The following is a 17,599-nucleotide window of genomic DNA, read 5'->3' as shown; positions in this document are numbered from 1 at the left end:
GCATGAGTACGGCCTACGGCTCATGGATAACCCCGAGATTGACCCCGCACGGTTCGTGTTCATCCGGGGTGTCCCCCGGGATGCCGACTGGCGGGATGAGGGTGTTCCGCCTTGCTCGGAGCATCCGAACGGTACGGGTTGGTATCTGGCTAATCCCGCGCTAGCCTCAGTCTTTCGCTAACTGTTGATCAAGGCCCTGTTTGCATTTGTTGATCTTCATTTGGTGATCGATCGGGGTATGGGCACGGCGAGGACCCGACGCGGTGGCCGGGTTCCTCCATGGGGGTACTCGTCGGGGCGTGGGGTTGGGGTTCAGGTGACGGGCTGGGGCAGCACGGCCAGCCGGTCGAACGCGGTGACGAGCTGGTCGGCCCAGGGCCAGCCTTCGGCGATGCGCAGCTTCGTGCGGCGGGCCGAGCGGGTGATGCGGGCGGCGACGTGCAGCAGTCGGTAGCGCAGTGTCTTGGGTTCGGCGGTGGCGAGGTCGCCGTCGAGCAGCAGGTGTTGGGTCCAGGCAAGCAGGTCGATGGCGCACAAGGCGAGTTCCAGCCAGGCGGCGTTGATGGCGAACACCCGGGATGGGAAGCGGCCGAACCCGGTGTCCTTGCCCGTGCGGATGCGGTCCTCGACGCGGGCGTGAGCGCGGTGGCGGGCCTCCAGATGCTGGATGGATCCGTTGCCGGGGCCGGTGTCGGTGGCCATCACCTGGTGGCGGAAGCCTTCGATGGTGTCGAACAGCGACAGTTGTGCGCCGGGGTGCGGGCGTTCCCGGCGCACGATGAACCGGGTGCCGTCGGGGTAGTTGGCCCGCAGGTCGGCCGGTAGTAGGCCGGTGATCTCGCATACCTGGGCGCCGTCGCGTGGCTGGCCGTCGGCGTTCAGGGCCGGTACCCACTGCTCGGGGTGCCCCGCAGCCTGCTTGATCGCGTCGCGGATCGCCTCCCCGATGGCCACCCCGACGGAGAAGAACGTGTTCATACCGTGCTCACGCAACGACCGGATATGGCGCAGGAACCCGTACGTGCAGCCGGCCGAATCCGAGCGGACGAGGATGTCGGTGCCGTACCGGTGGACGTCGGGGATCTGCGCCAGGGCGTCGTCGAGAACGCTGATGTGATCGGCGGTGGTGTTCGACCCCGCCCGCCCGGCGCGCAGCAGCCCGGACAACGCCTCCCGGGTGTTGTCCAGGAAGCAGAACAACGGGTGATATCCGAAGGTCTTCTTCCACGTCTTGGACGCCTGCTCCTTCTCCGAGTGGCAGATCACGATCGAGGCGTCCAGATCCAGCACCAGCCCAGACACCGGCGCACCAGCCGCCATCGACACCGGCAGCCCGTCGCGGGTCTCGGCCGACTGCGCCCACGCCAACTCCCGCGCGGCAGCGCGGGCCATCCGCAGCCTGGCCAGAACAGCATCATCCACACCAGACAGCACCCGCCACGCGGTAGGATCCGAGGCGACCGCGCCGAACAGCCCCGCTTGGTCCCGCAGCACCGCCAGATCGCTGATCGCCTCACCACCGTCGGCGATCATCACCGCGAGGTCCACGGCGACCCGACCCGGGTCATGCCCGCCCTGCCGCTGCCGCAGCCTGGCCAGGGCCTCGCTGAACCCGCCGGTCAACCCGGTTACGTCCGCGATGTCGGCCAGCAAACGGGCACCCGCGTGGCCGACCACGCCACGTCCATCGCTACTGACGATGATCTTCGGTCGTGTTCCGGTACTCTTCACCTGACAGGTGCCTTCCCTCGGGATAGATGAGACCCTCAGCAAGTCCTATCTTCCCAGGTCAGAAGGCACCTTTCCTTTCATGATCCACGATGTGGACCGCCCTTAACGAAGGGCCCAGGCTAGGTGACTTCCTGAACATCAACAGTCTTCGGGCTGAGGCGAAGGAAGCGGCGGAGAAACCTTCCGCGCAGAATGCTTTCCGGGTGTTCCGCCTCAATCAGTGGGTGAGCCAGGCCGAACGTTGGCTTGATATGTCGGTGTGGGACGCTAACGGCGTTGACCCGCTTACGCGGGTGGACCTCATGGGGCGGGAGTGTTTCGGTGCTCTTGATCTAGCCTCAACTCAGGACTTCACAGCTTGGCTGCTGCTGTTTCCCGGGTCGCCGGTGAGTGCGGACGACCCGGGTTACACGGTGCTGCCCCATTTCTTTGTGCCTCGCCCTGCTGTATTGGCTCGATCCAACCTCAAAGATCGTATGGAGGTCTGGGAACAGCAGGGCCTTTTGACGGTCACTGAGGGTGTCACGACGGATTACGGCGTCATCCTTGAGCACATTACACGGGATGCGGAGGATTTCCGTATTCGCCTGGTCGGCTATGACCCGTGGAACGCAACCCACCTGATCGGGTTGCTAGAGGATCGTGGGCAGGCAACCGTGAAAGTGCCACAAACGGCACCACGGCTGAATGATCCTTGTAAGGCGATTGAGTCGCGTCTTGCCGACCGGACGTTGTATCACGGTGGTAATCCGGTGCTCCGTTGGATGGCCGATAACGTCGAGCTTGAGGTGACCGGCGATGGTCTGATGAGGCCTTCTAAACGTAAGTCCGGCGAGAAGATCGACGGTATTGCGGCGTTGGTGTCGGCGCTGTTCGTTTCTGCGATCCCTCTTGACGGAGACGCGGAGGTGTCATTCATCGATTTTGACAGTTACCACGGGGAGGGGGTGACGGGTGACGAGACTAGCGCGTTGGCGGAATTCGTGGCTGCGCTCGATGACGACGATTAGCGCCCATCGGGCTACCGGTCTACAGGTCGCCGGGCTGGCCGCGATCACAGCGGCGGGGTTCGTGCTCGCCGTGTGGCTCGGTCTGCTTGTCGGTGGTGCCCTGTTGTGCCTCATTGGTTGGGCGGTGGATGACGAGTGAGCCTGTTTAAACGGATCGAGCGGCGGGCCTACGCGTACGGGCCGAAATCGGTGTGGGATACGGACGTGGAGACTCCGCCCCGTGCGACCGGTGCCGGTGTGCCGGTGGGCCCGGAGCAAGCGCGGACCCTCGCGGCTGTGTGGGCGTGCCAGTCCCTGATTGCTGACGGTGTGGCGTCGCTACCGATCGACGTGTTCCGGCGCGGGCAAGCGACGGGTCGGCGGGAGAACATCGATGGTCCCGGGTGGTTGTCCCGGCCAAACCCCGTGGAGCAACAGCCGTACACCTTTTGGCACAAGGTGATGATCAGTTTGATTGGTGACGACGGGAACGCGTTCGTTCGCACGGTCCGTGACGACTCAGGAAAGGTCATTAGTGTGTACGCGGTCGACCCGAAGTTGGTGCACGTCGATGACCGCTCTCCGGTGCCGGTGTATCAGGTGGGCGGTGAAGAGTTCACCGACCGGGAGATGCTGCACATCCCGGCGTTTGTGAAGCCCGGTAAGCGGCGTGGCCTGTCGGTGATCGATTACGCCCGTGAGGCGGTTGGACTGGGGTTGGCTGCCGAGGAATTCGGGGCGCGGTTTTTCGCCCAGGGCACCACGATGAGTGGTGTGGTGGAGCATCCCGGCACCCCTAAGCCGGGTGAGGTTGCCGTGTTGGCGCGGATGCTGCGGCACAGCCACGCCGGTGTCAAGAAAAGTCACGCGGTCGGCATCCTGACGGGCGGCGCGTCGTGGAAGTCGATCAGCATCACGCCCGAGCAAGCACAGTTTTTGGAAACCCGCCGGTTTCAAAAACTTGAGATCGCGTCGCTGTATCGGGTGCCGCCGCACATGCTTGATCCCACGGTGCAATCGTCGTGGGGGTCCGGGGTCGAGGAGCAAAACAAGTTTTTCGTTGACTACACCCTGGTGCCGTGGCTTGTGCGTCTTGAGCAGGCGTTCTCTGGGTTGCTGCCGGTAAACCAGTATCTGCGGTTCAACGTTGACGCACGGTTGCGGTCGACCACGACGGAACGGTTCGCCGCTTACGCGCAGGCTGTGAATAACGGGATCATGTCATTGGACGAAGTGAGGGAATTGGAGGATATGCCGCCGATCCCCGATGGTAGGGGCCGCGCGCATGTGCGCCCGTTGAACGTGGCGGAGTTGGGTGCGGGGGGTGATGATGGAGCGTCGGATTCTGCAATCTGAGGTAGCAACCCGTTCGGTCGGTGATAATCGTGTCGCGGTTGTCGGGTACGCGTACACGTTTGATGCGCGTAGTGAGGATTTGGGCGGCTTCCGGGAGATGGTTGCTTCCGGGGCGGGCCGAGAGTCGATCGCCGAGGACGACATTCGGGCGCTTGTCAACCACGACGCGAATCTGATTTTGGGTCGGAATCGTGCGGGGACGTTGCGGCTGGCTGAGGATTCCACGGGGCTTGAGTACGAAATCTTCGTGGATGAGCGGCAATCGTATGTGCGGGATCTGCTGGTTGCTCTTGAGCGTGGCGACGTCACGCAGTCATCTTTTGGTTTCCTGGTTGCGCCCAGTGGGGAGGGTTGGACGCGAGACGCGGATGGGTTTCCGCTTCGTACCATCCGGGCCATGAAGTTGTTTGATGTGTCTCCGGTGACGTATCCGGCGTATCCGTCCAGCCCCAGCACGATCAGTAGGCGGGCGGTTGATTGCGCGGCTGCTATTGCTGCCGCCGACCGGTCACAGTGTCTGCCGGATGTTGCCGGGGAAGCGCTGAGGATGCGTCTACGGCTATCCAGTCTGGCCGCTTAACCCGAAAAGCAGGTAGGGCCCGCCCGGATGGGTGGGCCCTTTTTTGGTGCCCATATCACGGCAGAATGAGGTTTGGACTACATGGATTTTGTGGAGGCGGCTAACGCTGCCCTCGATAAGCGTGCTGCGGCGTTCGCGCAGCTCCGGGCGGTCCAGGACGACGCTGCCCTGTCTGCGGCGGAGCGGGATGAGCGGGCGGCCCGGATCAACGGCGAGATTGACGCCCTGGGGGTGGAGGCTGAGCAGCATGTGCGGAGTGCGGAGCGGGAAGCGGAACATCGGGCGCTGAACGAGCGTGCCGCCGCACTCGCTACGACGGCCGGGGGTGAATCCCGGGGCGGTGTGAGCAGTGAGGCGAGTCATCTGCGGCGGTTGGCGCGAGGTGAAGTCCCGGCTGTGGATTTTGACTTCCGGACGGCGACGTCCAGCGATCCGGCGAACGCGGGTAACACGGCACCGCCCACGTTTGTTGCGATGGTGCTTGAGGCTATGCGGGAGCGGTCGCAGTTTTTCAGCCGCGCCCGGGTGCTGACCACCGATGGCGGCGAGAATTTGGAATGGCCGGTCAAGAACGCGATGAATCCGGCTACCCCCGTAGTGTCGGGTGCGACCCGGATCACGGAGAACACCGCCTACCCTAAGGGTGACCAGTCGTGGGGTAAGGCGGTTATCGGTGCACACAAGTACGGTGTGATCGTGGAGGCGACTACCGAAATTGTGGCTGATTCGGCTTTGCCGATTCTGTCGATCCTCGCTAGTGACGCTGGTGAGGCGGTAGCGGATGCCGCTCTCACTGATCTGATGATCGGTGACGGCACAAATAAGCCGTGGGGCTGGTTCACGAGGGCGTCCGGTGCGGTGAACGCTGCCGATCTTAACAGCGTCACGTTTGATAATCTGATGGACTTGCAGTATGCGGTGACCGCCCCGTATCGGCGTACTGGCGTGTACATGTTCAACGATCTTGCAGTCTCTGTGCTGCGGAAAGTCAAGGACGCCGACGGCCGGTATCTGTGGCAGCCTAGCCTAACGGCCGGCGAGCCTGACGCGATGCTCGGTAAGCCTGTGCTGACTGACCCGAATATCGCCATTGCTGGTGCTGGCGCGAAGGTCGGCGTTTTCGGTGACCCCTTCAAGTATCTGATTCGGCAGGTACGGACGTTGCGTGTTATCCGGTCGGACGAATTCGGGTATGACCGTGACGTGGTGGCGTTCAAGGTCACGTGGCGCGGTTCCGGTGATCTCTTGGACGTGAATTCCGTGAAGGCGCTTACTGTCACCGCCTAAGTCGATCGTTGGGGAACGGGGCTACGGTCCCGTTCCTTTTTGCTTTTGGAGGGAGGATCGATGCGGTTGCGGATTGTCCGGCCGGTGCCGGGCGTCACGCATGGGCGGCGTCTCAGCGAGGGTGACACGGTGGATCTGCCAGACGGGCTGGCCGTCTCCCTAGCGGCGGATGGGTACGGCGTCCTGGTGGACGTCGACGGCCGGAGTGCTGCGGCGGATACCCGGGAGACTGCGACCGCCCGACGTCCAGGGCGTCCCCGGCGGGTGGGGTGATGGCGGCGCGCTACCTCACCGGCCGTTCGGTGACCCTGCGGCACGTGTTTGCAGATGGTGATGACGTGTTGTCGCCGTCCACGGTGACGGTTTCCGTTACGAGGGCCGGTGCCACTGATCCCACGGTTTCCGGGCCAGCCGTGCCGGACGGGGACGGCTGGACGCTGCCGGCCGGGCTGCTGCCAATGGGCGTGTACGCGGTGCGGTGGGACGGCGGTGACGTCCAGGACATGACCGCCGTTGAGGTGGTTGGCGGCCTCCTGTTTGGTGTGCAGGAGTTGCGGGCGGCTGATCCTGACTTGACGGTGCAGCGGTTCCCGGCTGCTGTGGTCGTTGGGGCCCGCACCACCGTTGAGACAGAGTTTGAGCGGATCACGGGGCGCAGCTTCGTCCGCCGGACGCTGTATGTGCCGGTCGAGTCGTTGCCGGAGTGGGGAGCCCTGTTGCCGGTCGTCGACGTGGCAGACGTGACGGCCCTCGGGGCGACACCGGGGCGGCTACCGGTGGAGCGGCTGGGGGTGTACGCGTACGCGCCGGAGCTGCCCGAGGGGACAACCGGGGTGGAGATCCTGTACGGGCTGTCGATGGTCCCTGAGGGGATCAGACGTGCCGGGCTGCTGTACGCCCGGTGGCTGTTGCTAGAGGACCGGTCGGGCATCCCTGACCGGGCAACCTCGTTTCAGGCTGCCGAGGGCGGGACCTACGCTTTGTCAACCCCGGGCCGCGCCGGAGCCGAAACAGGACTCCCGGCGGTCGACGCCGTGCTTGACGGCTACCGGCACAAGCTCATTGAGTCGGTGATGGTGACGTGAGTACGAACGCGATTGCTGTCAAGACGGCTCTCAAGGACATGTTGGCAGGCATGTCTGCTGTCGTCGGTGAGAATGTGCAGGTGACGTATGGTTTCCCGACCCGCTCTCCCGAGCGTCGTTGGGCGGTCGTCGGCGAGATCAGTTGGCAGTCCGCCGAGTGGGCGACGAACCGGAGTCGCACCGAGGACTTCGCCGTGGCGGTGGTGTTTTCAGTGAAGTAATCTCAGCGACTTTGCGGTAGGTACTTGTACTCGAAATGGGTCAGGTGGAGTGCGGCGGCGAGGATGTCGCTGATCCGGTGTGGGCTGGCGGTGGTATGCCGGAGGGTTTTCCAGCGTCCGACCAGGATCGCGAAGCCGCGTTCGCCCTGCCAGCGCAGTCCGCGTAGCAGCCGGTTGTAGGCGCGGTTGTCGGGAGCGAGCCGCTGCCCGTCGGTGGGCTGCTTGACCGGGACTTTGACGCCTTGACCTGCGCCTTCGTAACCGGAGTCGGCCAGGGTAGGCAGGTCGAGTTCGGAGGCGGCCCAGTTCAGGGCAGCCGTGATGCCCTGCTGTTGGGCGCAGGTCAGATCGTGCAGATGCCCCGGCATCGCCGCGGAGGTCCACACCGGCAGGCCGTCCGGGCGCATGACCGCTTGAACGTTTCCGCCGAAGTCACGATGCTTGCCGGAATACCAGGCGTCGATCGTGTCGCCCTTGACGCTGAGGGTGGTCTCGGCCACCCGGTCGCAGTCGAACAGCTTTCCGTCCAGGATCACGTACGACCAGCCGTCGTCGGCGACCCGGCGCAGGGCTGTGTGTAGATCCTGGGCCTGCGCGGCCAACACTGCGACACCCTCGGCCATATACCGGTACGCAGTGGCCCGGGAGATGCCGAACCCGGCGCCCAGCAGGGTCGCGTCCTCGCCTTTGCGGAACCAGACGAGCACCAGGAGTGCCTGGTAGAAGCAGGTCAACGCGCGGGTGTCGCGCCGTGTCCCCTTGGCTCGGCGTTGCGCGGCAAGCAGCCGGCCGAGGTACTGCACGAGTTCCCTGGGGACGTCGACCATGGCACGATAGGCAATCACGTGGAGCCCTCTCGAAGACGTGGATCTTGTCGCAAAGACCTGTCTATCGATGGCTCCACGCCCACTTCCAGCACCGTCCGGCGTGACCCGGTTCGCCCGTGTCGTACCAATCAACACATTCGCGTCGCTGAGATCAGCTCAGTACAGATGCCGGGTGGAACATCGGAAGAGTGTGAGTTGTACGCGGTCGGGCTGGCTGCCGAATTTGAGGATCTGTTGAGGGCTGATCCGTCGATTGGGGGCCGTTGTGTTACGTCTGGGTTTGCTCCGCGAAGTCTGAAGTCGTGGCCGATTGATGGGGCGTACGAATGCCAGTTTGAAACGGAGGTCCGTACAAAATGCCGACCGTAGTTGTTGTCTACAACGGTCACGCCCCCGCCGTCACCGGCGGGGGTTTTGTTTTTGTCCGGGGACAGCCGGTCGAGGTGCCGCCGGAGTTGGCGGGAAAGCTTGGCTCTGCGTTCACGACCAAAACCAGCAAGAGGGGTGACTAGTGCCGTCGGTGCATGACTCATATGTCGGGCTTGCTGAGGAAACCACCTACGGCACGCCGGTGGCTCCGGCTCGCTTCCTAGAGATGGTGTCGGAGGGGTTCGCCGGGAAGTATGAACGCATCAACTCCGAGGCGTACCGGGCCGGTCAGAGGGTGCTGCACCGGGACCGGTTCGCGCCGAACCCTAAAGGGGCCGGTGGGGATCTAAAGATCGAAGGCCAGGATTCGGGGCTCGGCGTGCTGTTGGTGCACGCTTTCGGGGCGGTGTCGACTGGCGCCCCGGATGGGGATGTCACGCCGCACACAATCACGGTGGGAGATCTCGCCGGTAAGAGTTTGACTGTGCAGGTGGGTCGGGTCGACAACGCCGGCACCCTCCACCCGTGGACGTACGAGGGTGGCAAAATCGCGTCGTGGGAACTGTCGAACGCTGTTGATGGTGTCCTTGAGTTGTCGTTTGAGTTTGATTTCGCCCGGGAGTACATCGGGGCGGGTCCGGGTGCGTACGCGCCCTCCACGCCCACCTATTCCACCACCGGGCAACTCTTCACCTTCGTCGGCGGTAGTGTCGATATTGGCGGGGCCCCGTTCGGTGTTTCCGAAATCTCGTTGAGTGAAGTAATCTCAGCGACTTTGCGGTAGGTACTTGTACTCGAAATGGGTCAGGTGGAGTGCGGCGGCGAGGATGTCGCTGATCCGGTGTGGGCTGGCGGTGGTATGCCGGAGGGTTTTCCAGCGTCCGACCAGGATCGCGAAGCCGCGTTCGCCCTGCCAGCGCAGTCCGCGTAGCAGCCGGTTGTAGGCGCGGTTGTCGGGAGCGAGCCGCTGCCCGTCGGTGGGCTGCTTGACCGGGACTTTGACGCCTTGACCTGCGCCTTCGTAACCGGAGTCGGCCAGGGTAGGCAGGTCGAGTTCGGAGGCGGCCCAGTTCAGGGCAGCCGTGATGCCCTGCTGTTGGGCGCAGGTCAGATCGTGCAGATGCCCCGGCATCGCCGCGGAGGTCCACACCGGCAGGCCGTCCGGGCGCATGACCGCTTGAACGTTTCCGCCGAAGTCACGATGCTTGCCGGAATACCAGGCGTCGATCGTGTCGCCCTTGACGCTGAGGGTGGTCTCGGCCACCCGGTCGCAGTCGAACAGCTTTCCGTCCAGGATCACGTACGACCAGCCGTCGTCGGCGACCCGGCGCAGGGCTGTGTGTAGATCCTGGGCCTGCGCGGCCAACACTGCGACACCCTCGGCCATATACCGGTACGCAGTGGCCCGGGAGATGCCGAACCCGGCGCCCAGCAGGGTCGCGTCCTCGCCTTTGCGGAACCAGACGAGCACCAGGAGTGCCTGGTAGAAGCAGGTCAACGCGCGGGTGTCGCGCCGTGTCCCCTTGGCTCGGCGTTGCGCGGCAAGCAGCCGGCCGAGGTACTGCACGAGTTCCCTGGGGACGTCGACCATGGCACGATAGGCAATCACGTGGAGCCCTCTCGAAGACGTGGATCTTGTCGCAAAGACCTGTCTATCGATGGCTCCACGCCCACTTCCAGCACCGTCCGGCGTGACCCGGTTCGCCCGTGTCGTACCAATCAACACATTCGCGTCGCTGAGATCAGCTCAGTGGTGACAACAAGCTAGCCAACGAACGATGGTCCACGATCGGGAAACGGGAGCCTCTTGAAGAGGGGATGCGGGAGTACACGTTTGAGTTGAAGGGCGAATACGAGGGTCTGAGTCATGCGCAGCGTGTCGCCGCGGCTGTCGCGTCCGGGAGCCTGGCATCGGTTGATTTGCGGTGGTCGACGCCGCAGGGCGGGGCCCTGGATATTTCGGTTCCGGTCGGCCGTTTCGATGAGGGGCCGGTCAATTTTGATGGTGCGCAGATCATGGAGCAGTCTCTTAAGGGTATGGCGTTGTGGGACGGTGCCGCGTCCCCGGTAGCTGTGGTGTATCGGAGTAAGGATGTCACCCCGTAAGGCTGTCACCTTCAACGCTGACGCGGTGCGGATCGAGGGGCTACGGGATTTCGTCTCAGCCTTGAAGGCGGTGGATGCGCAGTATCCGAAGGCGGTTCGGCAGGCGAACTATGATCTGGCTGCGGAGCTTGTGACGCGATCCAAAGCGGAAGCCGCGAGTGTGGGTGGCGTTGCCCGGAAAGCTGCCCGGAGTTTGCGGGCAGCCCGCCAGGCCAACGCGTCCGTTGTCACCGGTGGGGGCGCCCGCTACCCCTATTTTTGGGGGGCGGAATTCGGGGCGCGACAGTATCGGCAATTCAAACCGTGGCGGGGTAACCAGTATGGGGGTTGGTCGGGCGGTCCCGGCTATTTTCTGCACCCTACGATCCGCAGCGAAGCGGAAAAGCTGCTGGACGTGTACATGGCGCGGCTTGACGCGCTCGCCGGTGAAGCATTCCCAGACTAGGAGTGTACGTGGAGTTTGTGTTCGATCCTGACTCGTTCGATTTCGGCGACATGGAGGATTTCGAGGAATACACGGGACGGCCGTTCGACGAGGTTTTCAGACCGCATCCTGTTGTGGACGTGGACGGGAACCGGGTTTTCGACGCTAAGGGGCGTCCGGAAATGACGATCCGGCTGTCCGCTAAGGCGCAAACGTGTTTGGTTTGGTTGACCCGGCGGAAAACCGATCCGGGTTTCGGCATTGAGGACGCGCGCCGCACCAGGATTACCTCTCTGGTGATTGATAGTGCCCCGGAGCGTGACCGGGGAAACGACTGAGGCGGCTACGGGATGTAGCCGCCATCTGCCATTTTTACGGGATGTCGCCTGATCAGGTGCGCCGTTTGACTCTGCTTGAGATTCAGGCGTTCACAGAGTATATGCGCGAGTACGGGGAGGCGCGGCGTGGCTGAGACGAGGCAACTCAAGGTTGTTGTTGCCGGTGACGCTAAAACGGCGATGTCTGCGCTTAAATCCTTGGGCGCCGGGTTGTCGGACGTTGATAAGCGTAGCGGCGTGGCGGGATCCGGGATGGACCGTTTCAGTCGTCGGGTTTCCTCGGCTGCTGACCATTCGACGTTCGCGCTTGCGGGTTTGGCCGCCGCTGCTGCCGGTCTGGGTGTCGCGTTCGCCGGAGCACTCGATTTGGATAGGGCGCGAGCGAAGTTCGCGGCGCAGCTCGGGCCGGAACAGGCCGGGCGGTTGGGTGAGGTAGCGGGCCGGCTTTACACGGGCGGTTTCGGCCGTTCCATGAGCGAAAACATGGATGCCATCCGCCGGGTGATGTCGTCCGGGCTGATCCCGGAGGGGACAGCAGATGCCGACATTGAGCGGATCACCGGTAAAGCCTTGAATTTGGCGGAAGCGTTTGACCAGGATGTGACGCAGACAGCGCGGGCGGCTGGTCAGATGGTGCGTACCGGGTTGGCGGATACCGCCGATGACGCAATTGATCAGCTTAGCCGGGGTTTCGCGGTCACGGGTGATCACGCCGAGGATCTTTTGGATGCGGTGTCCGAGTACGGTACCCAATTCCGTAAGTTGGGTGTTGATGGTGCAACCGCTATGGGTCTGTTGTCTCAGGGGTTGCAGGCGGGAGCCCGGGACGCTGACACCGTGGCCGACGCGCTGAAAGAGTTCAGCGTCCGCGCGGTGGACGGGACAAAATTGACCGCTGACGGTTTCCGGGCTGTAGGGCTTGACGCGTCCACGATGGCCGCGCAAATCGGCAAGGGAGGCGACGAAGCCACCCGAGGCTTGGACACTGTTTTGGATAGACTGCGCGGCATTGAAGATCCCGTGAAACGGTCACAGGCCGCTGTCGCACTCTTCGGCACAAAAGCTGAAGATTTGGGTGAGGCGTTGTATGCGCTTGACCCGTCCGAGGCTGTTGCGGCTATCGGTGACGTCGCCGGAGCATCTGCGGATTTGGGGAAGGCGCTGCAACAGTCCGCCGGGGCGCAGCTAGATCAGTTCCGCCGTAAGGTTGAACTTGCGATCGTAGGGAAACTCACCGAGGCTATCCCTAAGATCGTTGAGTTTGGACAGTGGATGGTCCGGAATCGTGAATGGATTGAGCCGGTTGTGGTCGGGTTGGGGTCGCTGGCGGTGGTCCTCGGTACGATCACGGTTGCCGCGAAAATCTACACGGCTGTTCAGGCGGCACTTAACGTGGTGATGCTCGCTAACCCTATCGGCCTAGTGGCTCTGGCGTTGGCCGCTCTCGTGGCAGGTTTGGTGTACGCGTGGCGGAATAGCGACACGTTCCGGCGTGTCGTAACCGGCGCGTGGATCGCCGTCAGAAACGCGGTCGCGGTTGTCATTGGTTGGTTTCGGACGGCGATACCTCAAGCGTGGTCTGCGGTCGTCAACGCCACGAAAGCCTACTGGGGGTTCTGGCGGACTGTCATTCGGTCGGCCGTCAACGGCGCTGTCGCTGTCGTAATGGGGATGCGGTCCCGCGTCCTGGGCGCACTGTCCGGTGTGGGCCGGTGGCTGCGTGACTCGGGCCGGCGGATCATCCAAGGGCTGATTGACGGCATCCGCGCCATGAGTGGCCGGGTGAAAGACGCGATCGGGGATGTGCTCGCCTCCGCCCGCCGGATGCTGCCGTTCTCCCCGGCCCTAGAGGGCCCGTTTGCCGGCAAGGGTTGGACGCTGTACTCCGGTCGATCTATCCCAGAGGCCATGGCGGAGGGTGTCACGTCCCGCCGGCGGGTGCTGGTGCGGGCTGTCCAGGGCGCGATGGGAGACGCCCACGACGCAGCTCGTGTACCGGTGGTCCCCGTGGGCGGGGCCGCCGGCGTCGCCCTGCACCGGGCCGGGGCACGGCCGGCAGCGCCAACGGTGGTGGTGCACGTGGCCGGCAGTGTCACGGCGGAACGGGATCTAGCGCGGACGATCGCGCTCACGGTGCGGGACGAGATCGTCCGTACTGGCAGACGCAATGGGGGTGTTACTGAAGTAATCTCAGCGACTTTGCGGTAGGTACTTGTACTCGAAATGGGTCAGGTGGAGTGCGGCGGCGAGGATGTCGCTGATCCGGTGTGGGCTGGCGGTGGTATGCCGGAGGGTTTTCCAGCGTCCGACCAGGATCGCGAAGCCGCGTTCGCCCTGCCAGCGCAGTCCGCGTAGCAGCCGGTTGTAGGCGCGGTTGTCGGGAGCGAGCCGCTGCCCGTCGGTGGGCTGCTTGACCGGGACTTTGACGCCTTGACCTGCGCCTTCGTAACCGGAGTCGGCCAGGGTAGGCAGGTCGAGTTCGGAGGCGGCCCAGTTCAGGGCAGCCGTGATGCCCTGCTGTTGGGCGCAGGTCAGATCGTGCAGATGCCCCGGCATCGCCGCGGAGGTCCACACCGGCAGGCCGTCCGGGCGCATGACCGCTTGAACGTTTCCGCCGAAGTCACGATGCTTGCCGGAATACCAGGCGTCGATCGTGTCGCCCTTGACGCTGAGGGTGGTCTCGGCCACCCGGTCGCAGTCGAACAGCTTTCCGTCCAGGATCACGTACGACCAGCCGTCGTCGGCGACCCGGCGCAGGGCTGTGTGTAGATCCTGGGCCTGCGCGGCCAACACTGCGACACCCTCGGCCATATACCGGTACGCAGTGGCCCGGGAGATGCCGAACCCGGCGCCCAGCAGGGTCGCGTCCTCGCCTTTGCGGAACCAGACGAGCACCAGGAGTGCCTGGTAGAAGCAGGTCAACGCGCGGGTGTCGCGCCGTGTCCCCTTGGCTCGGCGTTGCGCGGCAAGCAGCCGGCCGAGGTACTGCACGAGTTCCCTGGGGACGTCGACCATGGCACGATAGGCAATCACGTGGAGCCCTCTCGAAGACGTGGATCTTGTCGCAAAGACCTGTCTATCGATGGCTCCACGCCCACTTCCAGCACCGTCCGGCGTGACCCGGTTCGCCCGTGTCGTACCAATCAACACATTCGCGTCGCTGAGATCAGCTCACTGGCCTGTGATGCCGAGTATTCGGGTGGAGGTAGGTGCGTCGGGGGCGCGGATCACCGATCCAATCTTCAGGTGGACTGATGTAACCGATTGGGTTGCCTCGATATGGTGTCGGCGGGGCCGCACGTACGAGCTTGACAGGATCGAGGCGGGGACGGCTGCTGTCGTTTTCGACACCGACACTGACACCGGAACCGGCGCCGGGGATCTCAACCTGGCTGCCGTGAAACCTCGCCAGCCCATCCGCGTCTATGGGATAGCGGATGACAATTGGCTACCTGCCGAATGTGTCCATCCCTCAATCGAAGGCGTGTTGGCGGCTCCCCGTTGGCAACGCTCATCCGATGGCGGGGAGACGTGGGCTAACGCCCAAACCGGCGAGGTTATCGCTGCGTTTGACAGTGACGCCGGACAAGCAGTTTTCCGGTTCCGTGGTGGCACTGGCACCGACACTGCATATCGTTCTGGCCTGGGCGGGGATTCCGACGTGATACCCGTCGAAGCCGGACAGTTGGTCTCCGTCCGGGTTGACATGCGCAATGTGGGCTCGGGAGCTAACTGTCATCTCGGGTTGACGTATGAAAGCTACGACCAGACGTCAAAGACTCAAGTCGTGTGGACTGACCCCGCACCACCGGGAGCCGGTTGGGTAACGTTGTCTGCGACTGACACCGCCCCGTATGACGGGGTTATGCGAATGATGATCCTAGCGCCGGTTGACGTGCTGGTCACGGCCCCCAAAGTTCGGCTGGACAATATCGGGGCTGCCGAGGTTGCCCACCTGTCGGGCGTCTACCCGATTTTCCGTGGCTATGTTGAGCGCTGGTCGCAGGAATACACAGGTCCACTGTCCACGTTGACTGCGGATTGTGTCGACATGTCGGCGTTGCTCACACAACCGATACCGTCGTCGTACCGCATGGCCGTACGTGATTGGGCGGCGCAGAACAGCATTCCGCCGTCTCCAACAGTCGATGCTAATACGGGCGCTATCGGTGTGTTGTCCCCCCGACTGTGGTATTGGCCGGCGGTCGAATCGACTGAAGCGACAACAACATACCCCGAGTATGGGCCCGGACTGCCGTTGAGGGTGCGGGACTGCATTAACCCCCCGGACGACGGGGCCGCAGGTTTCGGCACCACAAAAACGATGGTGCACGCCGACGGCAGCGAATCCGGGGGGTTCGATAACAGGTCTGAGAGTTACCTAGCAGGATCGGTCCTGGAACTGTCGAGGCATGGCAGTCCTGCTGTTGGGGCGTGCCGCACACTGACCGTGGATCTGTGGTATCGACCGGAGAGTTTGACGCACTATCACACGCTGTGGCAGTCACGCACCTCTACAGGACACGTGCACTCCCACGTCCAGATTCGGTCCGATGGCACTGTTGTTGCTGAGGCGTATGCGGGACAAGCTAGCGCCGTCCGAGCAATCACCAACCCTGGTGTCATCCAACCGGGGACGGTCTATCACATTGGGGCGCGGTTTGGGATTGGCTCCCGGTGGCAGAAACCGTACGCGCAGATCTGGGTGAACGGTGTTGAGCTGGACGGCTTTTACAGCTCAACGCCGGGTGTCATGACTAGCCCTGTCGTGGGTGATGGCCTGTTCGCGGGTCGACGGTACGTGTTGTCCAGCGGCAGTGTCGGGTACGCGGATGCCCCACAGGGCACCATTAATCATCTGATTGCGGCTATGGACATCCCGGATGGGCTGCACCAGGTGCTAGACGGTTTTGGGTGGGATCGGCATGTCGACACGGAAACGGACCGTATCCATCGGCTGTTGGACGGGCTGGGCTGGTCGGGGTCGCGGGCCCTGGACGCGCCCCTGTCGGAGCTACTGTCGCCCCGGTGGGACAACCACGCTGACGGCTGGGAGGTCGCATCCGGGACGGCCGGGGACGCGGGCGGTGTCCTGATGATGGGCCCGGCCGGTGAGGTCACCTATCACTCCCGGCACCGTCGGGTCGGGGCCCCGGTCCGGTGGACGCTGACAGAGTGGACTCCTGGCCTGAGGTTCGCCCTCGACGACAGCCACGTGCACAACAGCATCACGGCGGAGCGGTCGACGGGGCTCCGCCGCACGGCCGAGGATCAGGGCAGCATCGCGCAGCACGGTGTGAGGGCTTTGACGATCCGCCGGGACGTCGCAGACCCTAGCGAGGTTCAGGACGCGGCGTCCTGGACGCTGCACCGGTACCGGGATGCCTCCCCCAGGTGCGACACCCTACGGGTGCAAGCGCACACACTCACCGGTGACGGCGACGCCCCACAACGGGCCCTAGCAGCATCCGCCGACGTCTCAGACCGCCTGGCGCTGGCGGCGCTGCCGCCGTCCGCCCCGGCGCCCGCGCTGGACTGCTTCGTGGAGGGCGTCAACGTGGGCATTGTGCGTAACGGCACCCTGTGGGAGTGGACGACGGAGTTCACCGTCTCCGATGCTGGCCGCTCCGACGGGTGGGTTTTGGAGGGGCCTTCCGGGAGACTCGATACCGAAACCTGCATAGCCGTTTACTGACACATTCAAGTCAGAACGGGGCCCTTAGGGGCCCCATTTTTGTTGCCCAGAAGGTTTCGGAGGTCCGATGACTATACCGACGTTGACGGGTTTCAGCGCCGGGGAGTTGGTAACTGCCGCTAGTCTCAATGAACATACCAAGTTCGCAATCGAAAGATCGGTCTACTACAAGCCGTTCTGCCACCTGTGGCGTAACACGGATCAGTCCATCCCACCGTCGGTGACGACGAAGCATGACCTCAATACTGTACTGGAAAACAATGATGGGATGGCTGATGTCAGCAACGGCCGTATCGTGGTGCAAACAGCGGGCCGCTACCGGGTGACATACGGTAATGCGTGGGACGGTAACGCATCCGGCGCACGTGCAGTGTTTCTGTACACGACCGACTCCGGAACCCCGGTATCATCTTTGTCTATCCCCTCCACCACCGGGTTTATCCGCCTCAACGCGTCATGGGTTCTGTACATGGACGCGGGAGAGGGACTGGAGATCAGGGGTAATCAAAGTTCCGGGTCGAGCCTTAACGCGCGCACCGACTACGGCGGTTGTTTCCTGATCGCCGAGTGGATTTCCCTGTGAGCCCGATA

18 protein-coding genes are annotated in these 17,599 nt (G+C 63.6%); 14 read left to right on the top strand and 4 right to left on the bottom strand.

The window, feature by feature from the left end; genetic code table 11:
* Nucleotides 1-312: 312 nt before the first annotated feature.
* On the bottom strand, nt 313-1,731 hold the full coding sequence (locus tag QTQ03_RS02230; RefSeq protein ID WP_502889681.1) for an IS1380 family transposase: 1,419 nt from the start codon (nt 1,729-1,731) through the stop codon (nt 313-315).
* 89 nt (nt 1,732-1,820) lie between these two features.
* On the opposite strand from QTQ03_RS02230, the gene QTQ03_RS02225 reads away from it, so the two are divergent.
* The 7 genes from QTQ03_RS02225 to QTQ03_RS02195 all read left to right on the top strand — a co-directional run bounded on the left by QTQ03_RS02225 (nt 1,821) and on the right by QTQ03_RS02195 (nt 7,249).
* On the top strand, nt 1,821-2,741 hold the full coding sequence (locus tag QTQ03_RS02225) for a terminase TerL endonuclease subunit (protein ID WP_289276480.1): 921 nt from the start codon (nt 1,821-1,823) through the stop codon (nt 2,739-2,741).
* On the top strand, nt 2,728-2,880 hold the full coding sequence (locus QTQ03_RS02220; protein WP_289276479.1) for a hypothetical protein: 153 nt from the start codon (nt 2,728-2,730) through the stop codon (nt 2,878-2,880). Before QTQ03_RS02225 ends, QTQ03_RS02220 begins: the two co-directional genes overlap by 14 nt.
* Nucleotides 2,877-4,076, top strand: coding sequence for a phage portal protein (locus QTQ03_RS02215; protein WP_289276478.1), 1,200 nt, complete (start codon nt 2,877-2,879; stop codon nt 4,074-4,076). The genes QTQ03_RS02220 and QTQ03_RS02215 overlap by 4 nt, the downstream gene beginning before the upstream one ends.
* Nucleotides 4,048-4,656: an HK97 family phage prohead protease gene (locus QTQ03_RS02210; RefSeq protein ID WP_289280636.1), complete on the top strand. Its 609-nt coding sequence runs from the start codon at nt 4,048-4,050 to the stop codon at nt 4,654-4,656. The genes QTQ03_RS02215 and QTQ03_RS02210 overlap by 29 nt, the downstream gene beginning before the upstream one ends.
* 81 nt (nt 4,657-4,737) lie before the next feature.
* A complete protein-coding gene (locus tag QTQ03_RS02205; RefSeq protein WP_289276477.1) occupies nt 4,738-5,943 on the top strand; it encodes a phage major capsid protein in 1,206 nt (401 codons plus the stop codon).
* A 458-nt stretch (nt 5,944-6,401) separates the two neighbouring features.
* Nucleotides 6,402-7,028 carry a hypothetical protein gene (locus tag QTQ03_RS02200; RefSeq protein ID WP_289276476.1) on the top strand — a complete coding sequence of 209 codons (627 nt, stop codon included), beginning with the start codon at nt 6,402-6,404 and terminating at the stop codon, nt 7,026-7,028.
* The gene (locus QTQ03_RS02195; RefSeq protein WP_289276475.1) at nt 7,025-7,249 is read left to right on the top strand and encodes a hypothetical protein; all 225 of its coding nucleotides are present in this window, start codon (nt 7,025-7,027) and stop codon (nt 7,247-7,249) included. Before QTQ03_RS02200 ends, QTQ03_RS02195 begins: the two co-directional genes overlap by 4 nt.
* A 2-nt stretch (nt 7,250-7,251) precedes the next feature.
* On the opposite strand, the gene QTQ03_RS02190 is transcribed toward QTQ03_RS02195, so the two are convergent.
* The gene (locus QTQ03_RS02190; RefSeq protein ID WP_289276277.1) at nt 7,252-8,094 is read right to left on the bottom strand and encodes a transposase family protein; all 843 of its coding nucleotides are present in this window, start codon (nt 8,092-8,094) and stop codon (nt 7,252-7,254) included.
* Nucleotides 8,095-8,587: 493 nt separating this feature from the next.
* On the opposite strand from QTQ03_RS02190, the gene QTQ03_RS02185 reads away from it, so the two are divergent.
* Nucleotides 8,588-9,229 carry a phage tail tube protein gene (locus QTQ03_RS02185; RefSeq protein ID WP_289276474.1) on the top strand — a complete coding sequence of 214 codons (642 nt, stop codon included), beginning with the start codon at nt 8,588-8,590 and terminating at the stop codon, nt 9,227-9,229.
* Here the strand turns inward: QTQ03_RS02185 and QTQ03_RS02180 are convergent.
* Complete coding sequence (locus tag QTQ03_RS02180; RefSeq protein WP_289276277.1) at nt 9,212-10,054, bottom strand: transposase family protein; 843 nt, start codon at nt 10,052-10,054, stop codon at nt 9,212-9,214. The genes QTQ03_RS02185 and QTQ03_RS02180 overlap by 18 nt on opposite strands.
* A 209-nt stretch (nt 10,055-10,263) precedes the next feature.
* On the opposite strand from QTQ03_RS02180, the gene QTQ03_RS02175 reads away from it, so the two are divergent.
* From QTQ03_RS02175 to QTQ03_RS02160, 4 genes are all read left to right on the top strand, one after another.
* Nucleotides 10,264-10,551: a hypothetical protein gene (locus tag QTQ03_RS02175; protein ID WP_289276473.1), complete on the top strand. Its 288-nt coding sequence runs from the start codon at nt 10,264-10,266 to the stop codon at nt 10,549-10,551.
* On the top strand, nt 10,538-10,996 hold the full coding sequence (locus QTQ03_RS02170; protein ID WP_289276472.1) for a hypothetical protein: 459 nt from the start codon (nt 10,538-10,540) through the stop codon (nt 10,994-10,996). Before QTQ03_RS02175 ends, QTQ03_RS02170 begins: the two co-directional genes overlap by 14 nt.
* 8 nt (nt 10,997-11,004) lie before the next feature.
* Complete coding sequence (locus tag QTQ03_RS02165) at nt 11,005-11,313, top strand: hypothetical protein (RefSeq protein ID WP_289276471.1); 309 nt, start codon at nt 11,005-11,007, stop codon at nt 11,311-11,313.
* A 126-nt stretch (nt 11,314-11,439) separates the two neighbouring features.
* On the top strand, nt 11,440-13,521 hold the full coding sequence (locus QTQ03_RS02160; RefSeq protein ID WP_289276470.1) for a phage tail tape measure protein: 2,082 nt from the start codon (nt 11,440-11,442) through the stop codon (nt 13,519-13,521).
* Here QTQ03_RS02160 and QTQ03_RS02155 read toward each other — a convergent pair.
* Nucleotides 13,504-14,346 carry a transposase family protein gene (locus tag QTQ03_RS02155; protein WP_289276277.1) on the bottom strand — a complete coding sequence of 281 codons (843 nt, stop codon included), beginning with the start codon at nt 14,344-14,346 and terminating at the stop codon, nt 13,504-13,506. The two genes, QTQ03_RS02160 and QTQ03_RS02155, sit on opposite strands and share 18 nt — an antisense overlap.
* A gap of 1,672 nt (nt 14,347-16,018) precedes the next feature.
* Here QTQ03_RS02155 and QTQ03_RS02150 point away from each other — a divergent pair.
* Entirely contained in the window at nt 16,019-17,008 is a 990-nt protein-coding gene (locus QTQ03_RS02150; RefSeq protein ID WP_289276469.1) for a hypothetical protein, read from the top strand.
* A gap of 82 nt (nt 17,009-17,090) precedes the next feature.
* On the top strand, nt 17,091-17,591 hold the full coding sequence (locus tag QTQ03_RS02145) for a hypothetical protein (RefSeq protein ID WP_289276468.1): 501 nt from the start codon (nt 17,091-17,093) through the stop codon (nt 17,589-17,591).
* The last annotated feature ends 8 nt before the right edge of the window (nt 17,592-17,599 follow it).

The sequence above is a fragment of the Micromonospora sp. WMMA1363 genome, assembly GCF_030345795.1.
Classification (GTDB): domain Bacteria; phylum Actinomycetota; class Actinomycetes; order Mycobacteriales; family Micromonosporaceae; genus Micromonospora.
This window is presented reverse-complemented; position numbering and strand designations above follow the sequence as displayed.